Annotated in this window: 13 protein-coding genes; 5 read left to right on the plus strand and 8 right to left on the minus strand. The window is 70.9% G+C overall.

All coding sequences use genetic code 11. The features are described 5' to 3' along the window. From VB738_RS05265 to VB738_RS05275, 3 genes are all read right to left on the minus strand, one after another. Positions 1 to 732, minus strand: coding sequence for a glycoside hydrolase family 104 protein (locus tag VB738_RS05265; RefSeq protein ID WP_323304745.1), 732 nt, complete (start codon positions 730 to 732; stop codon positions 1 to 3). A gap of 324 nt (positions 733 to 1,056) precedes the next feature. Beyond that, entirely contained in the window at positions 1,057 to 2,157 is a 1,101-nt protein-coding gene (locus tag VB738_RS05270; RefSeq protein ID WP_323304746.1) for a hypothetical protein, read from the minus strand. Then, positions 2,151 to 3,026 carry a TIGR04168 family protein gene (locus tag VB738_RS05275; protein WP_323304747.1) on the minus strand — a complete coding sequence of 292 codons (876 nt, stop codon included), beginning with the start codon at positions 3,024 to 3,026 and terminating at the stop codon, positions 2,151 to 2,153. The genes VB738_RS05270 and VB738_RS05275 overlap by 7 nt, the downstream gene beginning before the upstream one ends. Before the next feature lie 86 nt (positions 3,027 to 3,112). Between VB738_RS05275 and nadA the strand changes: the two genes are divergently transcribed. After that, on the plus strand, positions 3,113 to 4,048 hold the full coding sequence (gene nadA / locus VB738_RS05280; protein ID WP_416233154.1) for a quinolinate synthase NadA: 936 nt from the start codon (positions 3,113 to 3,115) through the stop codon (positions 4,046 to 4,048). An 11-nt stretch (positions 4,049 to 4,059) separates the two neighbouring features. On the opposite strand, the gene VB738_RS05285 is transcribed toward nadA, so the two are convergent. Beyond that, positions 4,060 to 5,145: a class I fructose-bisphosphate aldolase gene (locus VB738_RS05285; protein ID WP_323304749.1), complete on the minus strand. Its 1,086-nt coding sequence runs from the start codon at positions 5,143 to 5,145 to the stop codon at positions 4,060 to 4,062. Positions 5,146 to 5,252: 107 nt separating this feature from the next. On the opposite strand from VB738_RS05285, the gene VB738_RS05290 reads away from it, so the two are divergent. The 4 genes from VB738_RS05290 (at position 5,253) to VB738_RS05305 (ending at position 12,413) form a co-directional block, all read left to right on the plus strand. Beyond that, positions 5,253 to 6,293, plus strand: a complete 1,041-nt coding sequence (locus VB738_RS05290) for a ligase-associated DNA damage response exonuclease (protein ID WP_323304750.1) — start codon at positions 5,253 to 5,255, stop codon at positions 6,291 to 6,293. Between the two features lie 199 nt (positions 6,294 to 6,492). Further along, complete coding sequence (locus VB738_RS05295) at positions 6,493 to 10,032, plus strand: diguanylate cyclase domain-containing protein (RefSeq protein WP_323304751.1); 3,540 nt, start codon at positions 6,493 to 6,495, stop codon at positions 10,030 to 10,032. A gap of 46 nt (positions 10,033 to 10,078) precedes the next feature. Next, complete coding sequence (locus VB738_RS05300; protein ID WP_323304752.1) at positions 10,079 to 10,741, plus strand: Coq4 family protein; 663 nt, start codon at positions 10,079 to 10,081, stop codon at positions 10,739 to 10,741. Positions 10,742 to 10,745: 4 nt separating this feature from the next. Continuing rightward, positions 10,746 to 12,413, plus strand: coding sequence for an ATP-dependent DNA ligase (locus tag VB738_RS05305; RefSeq protein WP_323304753.1), 1,668 nt, complete (start codon positions 10,746 to 10,748; stop codon positions 12,411 to 12,413). On the opposite strand, the gene VB738_RS05310 is transcribed toward VB738_RS05305, so the two are convergent. The 4 genes from VB738_RS05310 to VB738_RS05325 all read right to left on the minus strand — a co-directional run bounded on the left by VB738_RS05310 (position 12,404) and on the right by VB738_RS05325 (position 15,904). Then, positions 12,404 to 12,997 (minus strand): DUF4178 domain-containing protein, encoded by a 594-nt coding sequence (locus tag VB738_RS05310; RefSeq protein ID WP_323304754.1) that lies wholly within the window; start codon positions 12,995 to 12,997, stop codon positions 12,404 to 12,406. The two genes, VB738_RS05305 and VB738_RS05310, sit on opposite strands and share 10 nt — an antisense overlap. Before the next feature lie 93 nt (positions 12,998 to 13,090). After that, a complete protein-coding gene (locus tag VB738_RS05315; RefSeq protein ID WP_323304755.1) occupies positions 13,091 to 14,638 on the minus strand; it encodes a polyamine aminopropyltransferase in 1,548 nt (515 codons plus the stop codon). Next, positions 14,635 to 14,868 (minus strand): hypothetical protein, encoded by a 234-nt coding sequence (locus tag VB738_RS05320; protein ID WP_323304756.1) that lies wholly within the window; start codon positions 14,866 to 14,868, stop codon positions 14,635 to 14,637. Before VB738_RS05320 ends, VB738_RS05315 begins: the two co-directional genes overlap by 4 nt. A 1-nt stretch (position 14,869) precedes the next feature. Further along, the gene (locus VB738_RS05325; protein WP_323304757.1) at positions 14,870 to 15,904 is read right to left on the minus strand and encodes a hypothetical protein; all 1,035 of its coding nucleotides are present in this window, start codon (positions 15,902 to 15,904) and stop codon (positions 14,870 to 14,872) included. Positions 15,905 to 15,919: the final 15 nt, after the last annotated feature.

Below are 15,919 nucleotides of genomic sequence, written 5' to 3' on the forward strand. Positions count from 1 at the left end.
TCAGGGAGCGCTCACCGCCGGGGCGCTGACGCGCTCCAGCTGGCAGGAGAGGCTGGCATCGTTGCAGGCCGGGGGCACCTGGCGGATGGCCACATCTTCCCAGACGGCGGCGGCTTCCCTGCGGAGCTGGGCCAGGTTGTGCTCGTAGAAGCGGCGCAGGTCGTTCAGGCGCTTCACAGGCTGGCCATAGAAGCTGCGGCCGGCCAGGGTGGGAAAGGAGGCCCATTCCGGTGCCAGACGGGAAGCCAGATCGGGGGTCAGCTCACCGCGGTCGGCCAGGTGCAGGGCACCGCGACGCTGGACCAGGAACAGGGCGGCCTGGTCCTGGGATTCGGGACCGAAGTCGGGGATACCGAGGGCGCGGGTGACCATGTCCCAGGTGAAGGGCATGAACTGGTAGGCGCCAGCGGCGGCACTGGCGTAGCGGGCCGTACGCATGACGCGGTTGGGATGGCGGTCCAGGGAGTGAAACAGGCTGCCGCCGAAGAGGATCCGGTAGCCGACTTCATGACCGTTGGCCCAGGTTCCCTCGGCGTAGCGGATCGTGTTGAGCAGGGCACGACGCTCCGGGGTGATGGCGAAGACCCGGGGGGCGGCCGGTAAGGGCGTGAGCATCGCGACGCGGGTGGAGCCTGGGGCGGCGATCGAAGCCCCCCCCAAGGTCTGGGAGCCCTCGGCGGCCCTGACCGGCGCGGCCAGGCTCAGACCCAGTCCTGCGAGGGCGAGAAGCAAGGGAGTGCGCTGAAGGTTCGGCAAGAGGAGAGGTCGTGAAGGACAAGTGGGGGAAGACCTGTTGCAGGGACAACAGAGTCAATCCGGCTTGATGCGCTTGGTGTGACCAGGTCTTCTGGAGAACGACAACAGGAAGAGCCAGTGATCCCGTGACAGAAAAAGTGAATTCATGCCGCCGGGACTTGGCGGTAATTTGCCGATGAACCAGCAGAATCGATTCCTTATTTGTGCCGGTCGAATAACTGTCTACTGGTATCAAGAATGACGTTTTGCATTCCGATAAGAGCCAGGGACTGATTTTTCCTGGATTCGATGAACAGATGATCAAATCCTGAAGCTCTGCCCCATAGGCAGTGCTGATCGCCCCTCCAGCCAGGCCACGAGCGTCCCTGCCGCAGTGGAAGCTCCATCGACCGCCAAGGGACCGCACCGGGGGGGCAACAGGGGCTGGTCCAGCTCCCAATCACCCCGACGGAAGGCTTCCTGGCTGAGCAGCCGGTGCCAGCCGTGGTTCCGCAGGTCCTCCTCGAGCACCGGCGCCTCGGCGAAGCCGCTCCGGTGCACCAGATGGATGCCCACCCCCTGGCTTAAGGCCTCGCAGAAGCTGCTGTAACCGGGCTTCGTGATCAGCCGTCCGGCCAGGGGCATCAGGTCGAGGGGGCGCACCCCCTGCGGCAGACAACGGCCATTGGGCACCGTGGCCAGCAGCGGCTCGGGTCCGATGAAGACGTGGTCCGGCCAGAGGGCCAGCAGCCCCGGATCAATCGCCATGCCCAGGCCCCCGAAACTGACCAGCACCACCCGCTTCCGGTCCTCCGGCAGGACCAGTTCCCGGGCCAACCGCTCGCCATCCAGCCGGGGCCGGGAGCTGGTCAGGCCCAGCCGCACCTGGGGCACCCCCCACTCCATCGGCAGGGACAGGGGGCAATGGAGCAGCAGATCGCCCTGGCCATAGAGCTGCCGGTGCCGATCGACCCAGGGAGCGAAGGCCGGGCCCATGGGGGCATGGATCGTGTCCCAGCCGAAGCTGGCCAGCCACACGAGCGGCACCCCGAGCCGCCGGGCCAGCAGGGCCGCCGCCGGAGGCACATCCCCCAGCACCAGCACCGGTTGCCGCTGGTCAGCCAGCCAGCGGGCCTCGCGCTCCACCTGCGCCGGCAGCGTCTCCTCCAGCCGCTCGAGAGCCGTCAGGGTGGCGTCGGCATCGGCACCAAGGGCATCGGCCTGGATCACGCCCACGTCCCAGCGGCAGGGGCGCAGCTCGAAGGGCACCGAGCCGAAGGACAGCTCCAGGAACGGCTGGGGCAGCCCGCTGGAGACCACCAGCCGCCAGTCAGGCCTGAGGGCGGCCAGCTCGCAAAGCACCGAAGCCGTGCGGGATCCGTGGCCGAAGCCATGGCTGCTGACGCAGGCGTGGATCAGCAAGGGCTGAGCACCCCCGCCGCCGGCAGGGCCGCCGTCCAGAGGGTCTGCTCGTAATGGAGGGCGCCGTCGATGCCGTACCAGCGGTGGCTGATGTGGCGCAGATCGCCATCGGAGAAGACGACCCAGCTGAAGTGGCGCAGGGCCCGGCCCCGCTGATCCACGCCATGGCGGGGCACGCAGGCGGTGTTGAGGAAGGCGGTGCCCTGGGCGTCGCGGCGGAAGCTGAGCCGTTCCCCCTGGTGATGGCAGAGGGCGTGATGCATGTGGCCGAACACCACCAGGGGCAGGCGGCGTCGGCGGCGGATCTGATCCACCGCCAGGGCCAGATCCTGATCCCCCCAGTCACAGGCGGGCGCCTTCCAGTCCCGTCCGCAGAGGTCGTCCACCTGGGTGCCCAGGCCGCTGGGGCCGGAATGGGCCAGGAGGATCAGCGGCAGCTGGGGATCGGCGGCCAGGGCCGCCCGGCTGATGCGCTCGGCGGACTCCTGCAGGCCCACCGGTCCGTAGACCGATCGCACCGCCTTCGAGAGGTGGAAGCCGCCCCCGGCGGTGCCGGGACGGGCGCCCACCACCGCCAGCCCGGGGGGACGCAGCTCCCTCAGACCCCAGCCGCAGTGCCGCTCACCGAGCAGCTCCAGCTGGCGGCGCAGGGTGCGGCCACTGCCATCCTTGCCGGCATCGTGGTTGCCCAGCACGCAGGCGATCGGCAGCTCCAGGGTGGCGAGCAGTTCGGGAATGCGGCACTTGCCGTCGCTGAGGTCACCCACCAGCAGCAGGGCATCCGGACGGATCCGATCCAGCACGTCGTGGTCACTGCGATCCCACTGGTCGTGCAGATCCCCCGCGATGGCGATGTTCAGCTCAGCCAATACCAACCGCTTCCTAGAGTGGGATCATCGTGCATGAGAAGGGGCATCGGTTGGTCTTCACGCAGACGCTGACCCACCCACCACATCTGGTGCCGCCCCGAGCCGAGCTGGCTGCTGCGATCGAAACGCTCAGACGGGAGCGCAACGCCATCATCCTGGCCCACTACTACCAGGACGACGCCATCCAGGACTGCGCCGATTTCATCGGCGATTCCCTCGAGCTCTCCCGCCGCGCCGCCAGCACCGATGCCGAGGTGATCGTCTTCTGCGGCGTCCATTTCATGGCGGAGACCGCCAAGATCCTCAATCCCGGCCGCACGGTGCTGCTGCCCGACCTGGAGGCCGGCTGCAGCCTGGCCGATGCCTGTCCCGCCGACGCCTTCGCCGACTTCCGCCAGCGCCACCCCGACCACCTCGTGGTGAGCTACATCAACTGCTCCGCGGCGGTGAAGGCCCAGAGCGACCTGATCTGCACCAGCAGCAATGCGGTTCACCTGGTGCAGCAGCTGCCGGCCGATCGCCCGATCCTGTTCGCCCCCGACCAGAACCTGGGGCGCTGGGTGGCCCGCCAGAGCGGCCGGGAGCTCACCCTCTGGCCCGGCAGCTGCATCGTCCACGAGACCTTCAGCGAGCAGGCCCTGCTGCGCCTGCGCCAGGAACACCCCGAGGCCGAGGTGATCGCCCATCCGGAGTGTCAGCAGCACCTGCTCGACCTGGCCGACTTCATCGGCTCCACCAGCAAGCTGCTGCAGCGCACCCAGAGCAGCCTGGCCTCCTCCTTCATCGTGCTCACCGAGCCGGGCATCCTCCATCAGATGCGGCGGCGGGCACCGGAGAAGCGCTTCCACGAGGTGCCTGGGGCCGATGGCTGCAGCTGCAACGCCTGCCCCTACATGCGGCTGAACACGCTGGAGAAGCTGTGGCAGTGCCTGCACACCATGGCGCCGGCGATCGAGCTCGACGAGGACATCCGCCAGCGGGCGCTGGTGCCGATCGAGCGCATGCTGGCGATGAGCGCCTGAGCACGCCCGACTCAGTAGGTGTAGTTGGCCACGAACAGCGAGGCGGCATCGCTGGAGGCTTCAGAGCCGGCCACGTAAGCCCCCCGGGCCGCGGCGCCGTTGGCCCGGGCGCGGGCCAGCAGGGCCGCGTGGCCCGCCGCCGTGTCGGTCCCCTTCCAGTGGCTGAGGCAGGAATGCTGCAGGGCCCGGCCGTAGGAGAAACCCAGGTGCCAGGAGGCGCCCGGGTCGGCGGCATGGATGGCCGAGAGCAGCACGCTGGCCTCCTCCTCCCCCAGGCCCCCCGAGAGAAACAGGATCGCCGGCACGGCCGGGGGCACGCTGCGGCGCAGGGTGCGCACGGTGTAGGCCGCCACCTGGGCGGGGCCAGGACGGCCGGGGCCCTCGGCGCCGGGCAGGGTCATCGAGGGTTTGAGCAGGGTGCCCTCCAGGAACACCCCGTTGTGGCCGAGGGCCTCGTAGACGCTGCGCAGCACCCACTCCTGCACCGCCGCGGTGGTGAGGATGTCGTGGTCGCCGTCCATCAGGATCTCCGGCTCCACGATCGGCACCAGGCCCTCCTCCTGGGCCGTGCGGGCGTAGCGGGCCAGGCCCCAGGCGTTCTCACGCACGCACAGCTCCGAGGGACAGCCATCGGCGCTGATGCGCAGCACGGCCCGCCATTTGGCGAAGCGGGCACCGCGGGCGTAGGCGCGGGCGGCGCGCTCCTGCAGCCCCCGCAGGCCCGTGCACCAGGTCTCGCCGACCAGGCCGCCGGCCAGGGGCTCCACCCCGAGATCCAGCTTGATCCCCACCACCAGCCCCTGTTCCTTGAACAGATCGACGATCGATCCGGCCGGCCGGCCCGGGATCGGGGCCGCCTCCTGGTAGAGAGTTTCCTCGTAGAGGATCACGCCGCTGATCGTCTCGCCGAGTCCGGGGGCGGTGGCCAGCAGGGTGCGGTAGGCACGGCGGTTCTCCTCGCTGTTCTCGAGGCCGATCGCCGCGAATCGCTTGCCGATCGTGCCGGTGGATTCGTCCGCCGCCAGCAGGCCGGTGCCCGGCCGGGCCAGGGCGGCCGCGGTGGCCTCCAGCTCCTCGCGATGGGTGTCCAGTGACATCGGGCCCGGGGTGATGGCTGCCCCATGGCTAGTGGCGAGCCCCCTCACCGTCAACGGCGCCGGGCCGCCAGGATGCGGACATCCCCCTGCGGCGGCATCAGCGCGCCATGGCCCTGCCGCCCGACGGCCTGCTCCAGCTCACCCCCCAGGGGCTCTACTGCCCGGCGGCCCAGGCGTGGATCGACCCCTGGCGACCGGTGGACCGGGCCCTGATCACCCACGGCCACGCCGACCACGCCCGGCCAGGCTGTGGCACCTACTGGGCGGCGCGTCCGGGTGAGGGCGTGCTGCGCCAGCGGCTCGGGGCCGGCATCGAACTGACGGGGGTGCCCTATGGCGAGGAGCGGCGCATCGGTGAGGCACTGGTGTCATTCCATCCGGCCGGGCACGTGCTCGGCTCGGCCCAGATCCGGATCACCGCCGGCGGCGAGACCTGGCTGATCAGTGGCGACTACAAGCGCGATGCCGACCCCAGCTGCGCACCGTTCGAGCCGGTGAGCGCCGACGTGCTGATCACCGAGGCCACCTTCGGCCTGCCGATCTACCGGTGGCGGCCCGGCCAGCAGGTGGCGGCCGAGATCCTGGCCTGGTGGCGTGGGGCACCCCAGCAGCCCTCGCTGCTGTTCGCCTACGCCTTCGGCAAGGCCCAGCGGCTGCTGGCGGAGCTGGCGGCGCTGGGGGTGGAGGAGGAGGTGCTGCTGCATGGGGCGGTGCAGGCGCTGATGGAGCCCTACCGGAGCCAGGGGGTGGTGCTGCCGCCGACCCGACCCCTCAGCGAGCTCCCCCGCACTGCCTCCCTGGCCGGTCGCCTGGTGCTGGCGCCGCCTTCGGCCCACCGCTCGCCGTGGATGCGGCGGTTCACGAGCCCCCAGACCGCCTTCGTCAGCGGCTGGATGGCGGTGCGGGGCGCGCGGCGGCGGCGGGGCTTCGAGCGGGGTTTCGCCCTCAGTGACCACGCCGACTGGGACGGGCTGCTGCGCACGGTCCGGGACTGCGGCGCCCGGCAGGTGTACGTGACCCACGGCAACAGCGACGGGCTGGCCCGCTACCTGCGCGAGGAGCTGGGGCTGGCGGCCGAGCCCATGGGTCGGGCCTTCGAGGGGCAGCGCAACGAAGAGGGGGAGGTGGAGGGAACGTCGCCGGCCTGAAGTCTGGAGCAGACAACGGCCCGCTGAATGTTCGCTCTGAAAACGCAGAAAGGAAGCTGTAAGGAACATCAGCGCCACGCCGAAAAGATCCGCCTCGGAGGCCCGATGTCAAGGTCCGGAGGGCATCAACAACTGTTGAAGTGCCGGGGTGACGGGGCCAGCTGGCATCTAGCGTTCGAAAGGAAGGCAACGTGGTGCCATGGGTGAAAGTGGGGGATCGGCAGACCACTTCGAGACCCTGAAAGATCGCCTGGCCGATTTCTGCCTGATCGCCGATCTCACCGACACCGACCTGCTGGCCTCCGATGCGCTGAGTGGCCATTTTCTCGCCTGCAATCATTCGGCCCACGCCCATCTGGGCTACAGCACCACGGAACTGCTGGCCCTGTCCCCGGAGGCGATCCAGGCCGATCCCGATCACGACGCCGCCTGGGTGGCCGAGCGTCGCCGCGAACTGATCGCCGCCGGCGGCGGAACCCTTCACACCCGGCATCGCTGCAGCGATGACTCCATCCGCGACGTCGTCGTCCGCAGTCGCGTCCTGGAGATCGACGGCCGACAACTGATCGTGAGCTGCGTCAGCGACGAAACCCAGCAGCGCCATCGGGAAATCCAGCTCGCGGACACCCTCTCACTGCTGGAGGAGGGGTCGGCGATCAGCGGCATCGGCGTCTGGGATCTGCGCTTCAGCGATGGCCGCATGCGCTGGTCGGAGCAGACCCGGCGCCTCTGCAGAAGCCAGCAGGGTGATGGGCACACATCGCTGCGGGACTATGGCGCGCTCGTGCATCCCGACGACCGGCTCCGCTGGCACATGGATGTGCGCCGGGCCGTGACCCGAGGCGATGTGTTCCGCAGCTGCCATCGGCTCAGCTTCGAGGACGGCACCGAGGCAATGGTGGAGGCCGTGGGTCACCTCAGCTACGACCGCAGCGGTGCGCCGGCGCGCATGGTGGGAACCCTCAGGGATGTCACCGGCGAGCAGTCCCTGATGCAGGCCGTGGCGGGCGAGCGCTCCTTCGACCCCCTCACCGGCCTTCCCAACAAGCTCGCCACCCTGGAGGAGCTGAACCGACGCCTGAGCGGTCGTCGCTACAACGCGTCAATGGCGGTCCTGAGCCTGGACGTGGATAGCTTCGGGGACATCAACGATCACTTCGGATCCGATGTCGGCGATCGGGTGCTGCGCGCCATGGCCAGCCGGCTGCGGGATCTGATCGGCCCCGGCGACTGGCTGGCGCGGCTGGGCAGCGATCAGTTTCTGATCCTCATGGAGGAAGGAATCCTCTCCATCGGTGATGCGATGGGCGCCGCCCGTCGCCTGCAGCAGGCGTGGGTCCAGCTGCAGCCGTTGCTGAAGGACCTGCCCCTCGACCCGACCTTTTGCGTGGGCATCGCCACCTATCCCGAGCACGCCCAGGAGAGCCGGACGCTGATCCAGTGCGCCAACACGGCGCTGATGAAGGCGAAGGCCCAGGGAAGCCTCCAGGTGTGTGCGTACTCCAGCACGATCAGCCGCCAGATTCAGGAGCGCATGGAGCTGAGCTTCCAGCTCTCCCAGGCGGTGGATCGCGAGCAGTTCCGACTGCTGATCCAGCCGCAGCGGACCCCATCCAACGAGCTCGCCGGCGGAGAGATCCTGCTGCGCTGGACCAACCACCTGAGCCTCTCGGTGCCGCCCAGCCGTTTCCTGCCACTCGCCGAGGAGAGTGGCCTGATCCTGCAACTCTCCCCCTGGGTCCTGCGTCAGACCGCCCAGCGGATCAGCGACTGGCAGGCGGCGGGCCTGCGCCCCCCGCGGCTGGCCCTGAACGTCTCCCCTCGGGAGCTGGAGCTGCCGGGCGGGCGCTTCATCAGCGCCCTCCTGGAGACCCTGGCGGACCACCAGCTGCGGCCCGAGCAGCTGGAACTGGAGATCACGGAAACGGCGTTGATCCGCAATCCCCTGCTGGCCCGTGAGCAGCTGCGGGTGCTGGCCGACCAGGGCTTCCGGATCGCGATCGACAACTTCGGAACCGGTTATTCCTCCCTGGAGCTGCTGCGGACCCTGCCGGTCCATCGCCTCAAGATCGATCGCACCTTCGTGCAGGCTCTGACAACCTCTCCCGTCGATCAGACCATCGTGGCCACCACCATCGCCCTGGCCCATGGCCTGGGGATGGACTGCACCGCCGAGGGGGTGGAGACGGAGGAACAGCGCCGGCTGCTGCGGGATCTCGGCTGCGACTGCTTCCAGGGCTTCCTCTGCGGCCCTCCCCTGGAGCCGGAGGCCTTCAAGGCGCTGCTGCTGAATCCGGACGCCCCGGTGATTCCTGCTCCGGAGCGCTGGGCGTCGGCGCCGCTGGGCCGTGAAGTCCCCTCCACCCTGCCGGCGGATGGGGCCCATCTGCCCGGCACCTTCGAGCAGCTCAAGCTGCTGCGTACCGCCATGGACGCCAGCCGCGATTTCTTTCTGCTGCTGCAGTCGGTCCATCGCCATGACGGCAGCATCGAGGACTTCCGGGTTCTGGATGTCAACGGAGCCGTCTGCTCCTACCTGCAGCAGGAGCGCGAAGCGATCCTGGGCCAGACGCTGATGGCCATCAGCCCGTCGATGGGTCAGCAGGGCCTGGTCGAGCTGTACGCCGATGCCGCCGTGCGCAACCTCCCGACCGCGGTCAGCGGCTTTGCCACCACGGACGGCGTCACGGCCACGGGCCGTCGCCTGTTCGACATCGAGATCACCCCGGAGCGCGGGATCCTCGCGGTCACCTGGCGGGATGTGACCGCCCAGGACCAGGCCGCCCGCAGCCTGGCTGATGTGGCGGCCCTGTACCGGCTCCTCGCCGACAACATCCTCGATGTGATGCTGCTGCTGAACCACCGCCAGCAGGTGGTGTGGGTGTCGCCGTCGCTGCAGCCGATGACGGGCTGGCAGCAGAAGCAATGGCACGGCCGGGGGTTCCGGGATCTGTTCGCCTCCGCCGAGGACCCCCCCGGGCCGGTGGACCTAGACCAGTGGCTGGCGGAGTCGGGGCCGGTCCGCCAGGGCCGCCTGCGGCTGGCCGATCCAGGCGGAGGCTGGGGCTGGGTGCAGCTGAGCGTCCGCAGGCTCGACAGCGACCAGCTGCGCAGCCTCGAGACGCAGGGGTTCGACACCAGTGGCGAGGTGGATCCCGCCGGGGCCCCCCTGAGCCTGGCCCATGGCTATGTGATCACGCTCCAGCCGGTGGATGACCAGGTTCTGGAGGAGCGCCTGCTGCTCCAGCGCGCCAACACCGATCCGCTCACCGGCCTCTGCAGCCGCGCCGCCATCCTCGAGCGGCTGGAGCGGCTGCTCCTGGATGAACGGGCCCACAGCGCCCAGCCCGTCGCCCTGCTCTTCTGCGACTGCGACGGTTTCAAGGGCATCAACGACCGCTACGGCCACGCCTGCGGCGATGCGGTGCTCAGAACCGTGGCCCGCAGGATCGAGGCCCGGACCCGCCCCGGTGACCATGCCGGCCGGATCGGCGGCGACGAATTTCTGCTGCTGCTGGAGGGGATCGAGCGTCTGGAGGACGCGATCGCCTTCGCCGAAGGCCTCCAGACCGGCATCAGCGAGCCGATCCCCTGGAGTGACGCCAGCATCACGCCGTCGTTCTCGATCGGCATCGCCCTGCACGGGGCCGGGGAGGATGCGGACCTGTTCCTCCGTCGGGCCGACCGCAACATGTATGCGGCCAAGGCCGCCGGCCGGCATCGGGTGGTCGCCCTCTGAACCTTCCCCGTCAGACTGGCCTCCCACTCCGGCGACGGCTTGCCCCATGCGGTTCAACCTCCAGCAACGTCTGCAGTCGCTGCGGATGGTGGCCGGCCTCGCCGCCTTCCTGAAGAACCCCACGGAACTCGACAGCGTCTTCGGGGTGGCCCGGAGCCTCCAGGGCAGCCCCCTGGCCACCCAGATGCAGCGTCACCTGCTGGAGAACCCGGCCATGGCCGCTTTGGTGGCGGAGGGCTGGCGCCCAGCCCCGATCGACATGGCCGCTCTGGCGGCCCTGCCCGAGGGCAGCCTGGGACGGACCTACGCCGAGCAGTTGCAGCGCCTGAATCTGACGCCGGACAGCCTGATCGATCCCCGGCCGATCACCACACCGGCGGAGTACATCACCCACCGGCTGCGGGAAACCCACGACATCGTCCATGTGCTCACCGGCTTCGGCATCGACGGGCCCGGCGAGCTGGGGCTGCAGGCCTTCAACCTGGCCCAGGTGCGCTCTCCCCTGGCGGTGCTGCTGGTCTTCGGCGGCCTGCTCGGCACTCTCCAGGACGACGAACCGCTCGAACCGCTGCTGCGCGCCCTGGCCCGGGGCTTCGAGCTGGGTCTGGCGGCCCGCTGCCTGATCACCTTCAAGCTGGAGGAGGGCTGGGAGCGCCCCCTGACCGACTGGCGCCGGGAGCTGGGGCTGCCCGAACCGCCCATGGCCTGAGCCGATGCAGGTGTTCGCCGAGCTGATCGAGACCCTGGAGCACAGCAGCGGCACCCGGGCCCGGGTGGCCGCCCTGGCGGGTTTCTTCCGGGCCGCCGATCCGGCCGATGGCGCCTGGGCCCTGGCCCTGCTGCTCGGCAAGCGGCGCCGGAGGCTGCTCACCGGCCGGCGGCTGCGGCAGATCGCCCTGGAACGCTCCGGCCTGCCGGACTGGCTGTTCGACGCCTGCCACGCCCAGGTGGGGGACTCGGCCGAGACCATCGCCCTGCTGCTGCCCCGGCTGGCCCTGCCACCGGCCCCGCCCCTGGCGCTGCCCCTGGCCGAGTGGATGGGCACACGGCTGCCGGCCCTGGCCGCCCTGGAGGACGAGCCGCAGGCGAACGCGGTGCTGGACATCTGGCGGGGGCTGCCCGAAGGGCAGGTCTTCCTGTTCAACAAGCTGCTCACCGGCGGCTTCCGGGTGGGGGTGGCCGCCGGCCTGGTCACCCGGGCGCTGGCGGAGGTGGCAGGGCTTGAGGAGGCGGAGCTGGCCCACCGGCTGATGGGCGGTTTCGAACCCTCCCCGGAGGCGATGGAGGCCCTGCTGGCGCCCCTGGAGGACGGCGCGGCCGCCCCGATCAGCCGGCCCTACCCCTTCTGCCTGGCCTCCCCCCTGGAGCTGGAGCGCCTCACCGCCACGGATCCCGCCGGCTGGCAGGTGGAGTGGAAGTGGGACGGGATCCGGGCCCAGCTGATCCGCCGGGGCGGCCAGACCTTTCTCTGGAGCCGGGGCGAGGAGCTGATCAACGGCAGCTTCCCCGAGCTGGAGGGAATGGCCGAGCGGCTGGCGCCGGGCACGGTGCTGGATGGGGAGCTGACCGTCTGGCCGGCCGGGGCGAGCCAGCCCGCCGGCTTCGGCCCCCTGCAGCGGCGGCTGGGGCGCCAGAAGCCCGGCGTCGCCCTGCTGCGGGAGTGTCCGGCGGCCTTCATCGCCTACGACCTGCTGGAGCTGATGGGCCAGGACCTGCGCCCCGAGCCCCTGGGCCGCCGCCGCGCCGCCCTGGAGGATCTGGTGCGGGGGCTGCCGGAGGCGGTCTCCACCCCCGCCGCCGGGCTCCTGCGCCTCTCCCCGCTGCTGCCGCTGGGGGGCTGGGAGGCGCTGGAAGCCTTGCGGCAGCAGGCACGGTCGGTGGGCGCCGAGGGGCTGATGCTGAAGGCGCTCGATTCGGCCTACGGCGTCGGCCGGCGCCGCGGGCTGTGGTGGAAGCACAAGCTGGAGCCGATGGAGCTCGATGCGGTGTTGCTCTACGCCCAGGCCGGCAGCGGCCGCCGCGCCAACCTCTACACCGATTACACCTTCGGCCTCTGGGACGGCGAGGGCCGCCTGGTCACCTTCGCCAAGGCCTATTCCGGGCTCGATGACGGCGAGATCACCGAGCTGGACCGCTGGATCCGCCGCCACACCATCGAGCGCTTCGGTCCGGTGCGGGCCGTCGAGCCGCTGCAGGTCTTCACCCTGGGCTTCGAAGGCCTGCAGCGCTCCCCCCGCCACCGCAGCGGCCTGGCGGTGCGTTTTCCCCGCATCCTGCGCTGGCGCCGCGACCGCACCGCCAACTCCGCCGACAGCCTGACCAGTGCCGTCGCCTTGCTGGAGGATCTCACCCCAGCGCAAGGATCGGCGACTCAGCGATAGACCGAGCGCCCATCCCCGGGCAGCAGCAGCGGTGCCGCCGGGTCGATGCGCAAGCCCAGGCTGAGCTCCGGCGGCCCGGGATCGTCGCCCTCCTCCCAGCGCTCCAGGGACAGCACCCGGCCATCGGCCCCCTCGTAATCGCCGTAGCGGCAACCCGTCAGGCGCCGGTTCATCACCCGGGCGGCGGCCGTCACCGAAGCCCGGCCCGTCTCCTTGAGGTGATACAGCTGGCCGCGGCAGCGCACGTGCTCGGGGAAGTCGGCGGTGAGACCCTCCAGCTCGGTGGCCGGGACGTCCTCCAGCCAGCTCACCTCCAGCCAGTCGTCCTCGCAGACGCTCAGCCAGCGGCCCTCGGTCCCGTCCCGCAGCAGGTACTCCAGCCACTGGAAGCCGTCGTCGTCGTAGAGCAGCCGATCCTCCACCACCCAGTCGCGGCCATCGTGCTGGACGATGTCGCCGGTGGTGAGGTTGAACAGGGTGCGGCCCTGCAGCTGCGGGGAACGGCGGCGCAGGCGGGCCCGCCGCAAGAGCAGCAGGGCGACGGCGGCCAGCAGCAGCAGCAGCAGGAGAAGCCAGACAACCATCGCGGCGCTCGGGGGCCGGAGCATCCAGGCCGGCGGGCCCAGCTTATGGACCCCGCTGTCCGGTGCCCGTGTGCATGGCGGGGCCGCTGCCGTTCAGTTCTGGCGCCAGCGGCCCTGGCGCTGGTAGTCGGCGAGCACGGGCCGGTGCAGTCGGTTCGGCAGCACCCGTTCCCCCGGCGGTAGGGCCAGATCCCGGCTGAGGGGAAAGAGGCGCTCCAGCTGCCCCTGATCGATCCAGCGACCCTGGAAGGGGAGCTCGGCCGGCTGCGGCCGCGGCGGGCCGCGGTGCGCCAGCACGAATCCCCAGGGCCCGAAGCTGGGCACATCCACGCCATAGGGGCGGGTGGTCAGCCGCAGCTCGGCCAGGGTGGCCTGGATCGAAGCCAGCACCCTGGGGCTGAAGAACGGCGTTGAAGCCTGGGTGACCAGCAGACCGTCGGGGGCGAGTCGGCGCAGCAGCCGCCCGTAGAAGGTGACGCTGTAAAGGCGCGCCAGGGCCGGTGTCGCGGGGTCGGGGAAGTCGGCGATGATCACGTCATAGGTGCCCTGCAGCTGCCGCACCCGATCGAAGGCATCGCCGATCACCAGCCGTACCCGCCCGTCCTCCAGGCTGGCGCCGTTCAGGCGCCGCAGGAACGGCTGTTCCCGGGCCAGCCGGGCCACGGCCGGGTCGAGTTCCAGCACATCCACCTGCCGCACAGCGGGCCAGCGCAGCACCTCCCGCAGGGCCAGGCCATCGCCCGCCCCCAGCAGCAGCACCCGGGCCGGCCGGCCGTGCCAGGCCATGGCCGGATGCACCAGGGCCTCGTGGTAGCGGTATTCGTCGAGGCTGGAGAACTGCAGCTGGCCGTCGAGGAACAGGCGCAGGTCGTCGCGGCGGCGGGTGAGCACGATGCGCTGGTGACGGCTCTGGAGCCGGCTCACTACCGGATCCTCGTAAAGGCCGTCCTCGATCCGGTCGCCGAGGGGGACCAGCCCCAGGCCGGCCAGGGCGACCACAGGAACGGCGACGGCGATCGTGCGGCGCCAGAGCCGCCCCACCGGGAACACCGCGGCGATCACCGCGCAGCTGACCAGGGGCATCAGGGCCAGCCAGCCGGCGGTGGGCAGCAGACCCAGCCAGGGGAGCAGCACCAGGGGAAACAGCAGGGCCCCCACCAGGGCGCCCAGGTAATCGAGGGCGAGCACCCGGGCCAGGGCGATGCGCAGCTGCTGGCCACACTCCAGCAGCCGGGTCAGCAGGGGCACCTCCATGCCGCCGAGCGCCCCCACCAGCACGGTGATCACCACCAGGCCCAGCCACACCGGCCCCCCCAGCCGAAACAGGGCGAACAGGCCCAGGGGCGCCAGCAGGCACAGGGGGGCCAGGGCCAGTTCGACGCCCAGGAACCATTGCAGCAGGGCCAGGCCCGGATCGGGCCCTGTGGCCAGGAACTGGCTCAGCCAGGCGCCCAGGCCCATGGCGGCCAGAAAGGTGCCCACCACGACGCCGGTGGCCAGGGCGTGGTCCCCCAGCAGATAGCTGGCCTGGGTGATCAGCATCAACTCCAGCACCAGGCTGACGCTGGAGGAGAGGGCCGCCGCCGCCAGCAGCACCCGCACCTGCCGGGGGCTCAGGGCCGGCAGGGTCCGGGCCCTCACTTGGCCGCGCCGGGTCCACGCCCCTGGAAGCCCGACCAGTCCTGCCGGCGGGGCGTCGTCGTCACCCAGCGGCCGGAGCGGTAGCTGCCGCCGTAGCGGACGCCGCTGGAGGCGGCGGGGGTGCCCTCCTGGCCGAGGCGCCAGAGGCCGGGACGGGTGATGGCCGTCACGGTGCCGGCGGCGACCACGGTCACAGCCAGTACCATCACCACCGCTCGCTCATCGACCATCTCAGCGGCCCTCCATCGGCCCTTCCAGCGTCAGCACCGGGACCGGCCGGGCCGTCCGCAGCCCGTCCTCCACGGTGAGCCGCAGCCATTCGATCTCCCAGAGATCGCCGTCGGCGCGGAAGGTCTCGGGCAGCTGCACGCGGAAGCGATAGCAGCCCGGCTCCGGCAGCCGCAGATGGATCATGTGCTGGGCCGAGAGCCAGTGGTCGCCATCGCTGGAGTGGTGGGCCACGGCCAGCGTCTGCCGGTGCTGGAGGCGGGGGCGCCCGAGGGCATCGCAGACCCGAAGCTCGATGGCGGTGGTTGCCGGGGGCTGGCCCAGGGGCGGATCGTCGTGGGGCAGCTCCCAGCGGGCCACCACCCCCACCCGCACCAGGCCCGGGCCACCGGCGTCGCAGCGGATCGCGGCGATGCCATCGTCGCTGCGGCGGACCCAGCGGCCCCGGCCGATGCCATAGCAGGCCTTGAGCAGCACCAACGCCGTTGCCCAGGTCACCACGGTGGTGAACAGCAGCAGGGGGACGTCGACGCTGTGGTTGCGGACGCTGCCGCGCACCACGACCGGAGTCGGCAGGGGCCGGCCCGCATCATCCAGCAGGTCCTGCAGCTGCACCGCCAGCTGGAAGCGTCCGGTCTGGCCCGGGCGCATGGCCAGCGCCAGACCCGCGTCACCCTCCTCCCAGGTGCCGCTCTCGCCGCCCTCTGCCCAGGTGCCGCTGGCCCGCCAGCCGTCCTTGGTGAGGCTCAGCACGGTGCGGCCGCCGCCATCGAGGAGGGCCACCTCCAGCTCGACGCTGCTGTTGGGGGGGATCTCGGCCGCCAACGTCAGCCGGGGGCTGCCCAGCCAGCCGTCCCGCAGCTCGAAGGGGGCGCTGAGCACCCGCGGCCCCTCGGGCACCACCATCACCAGCCGCCTGGGCCACTCCAGCGCCGAAATCGCCAGCACCAGAAGGGGCAGCAGCGGCAGCAGCAGGCTGGCCAGCGGCCAGAGCAGCAACGCCGGATCCCGCTGTCCGCCCGGAGATGACGGCCCCATCAGCGGGCGGCCTCC

The organism is Cyanobium gracile UHCC 0139 (assembly GCF_034931325.1).
Lineage (GTDB): Bacteria > Cyanobacteriota > Cyanobacteriia > PCC-6307 > Cyanobiaceae > Cyanobium > Cyanobium gracile_B.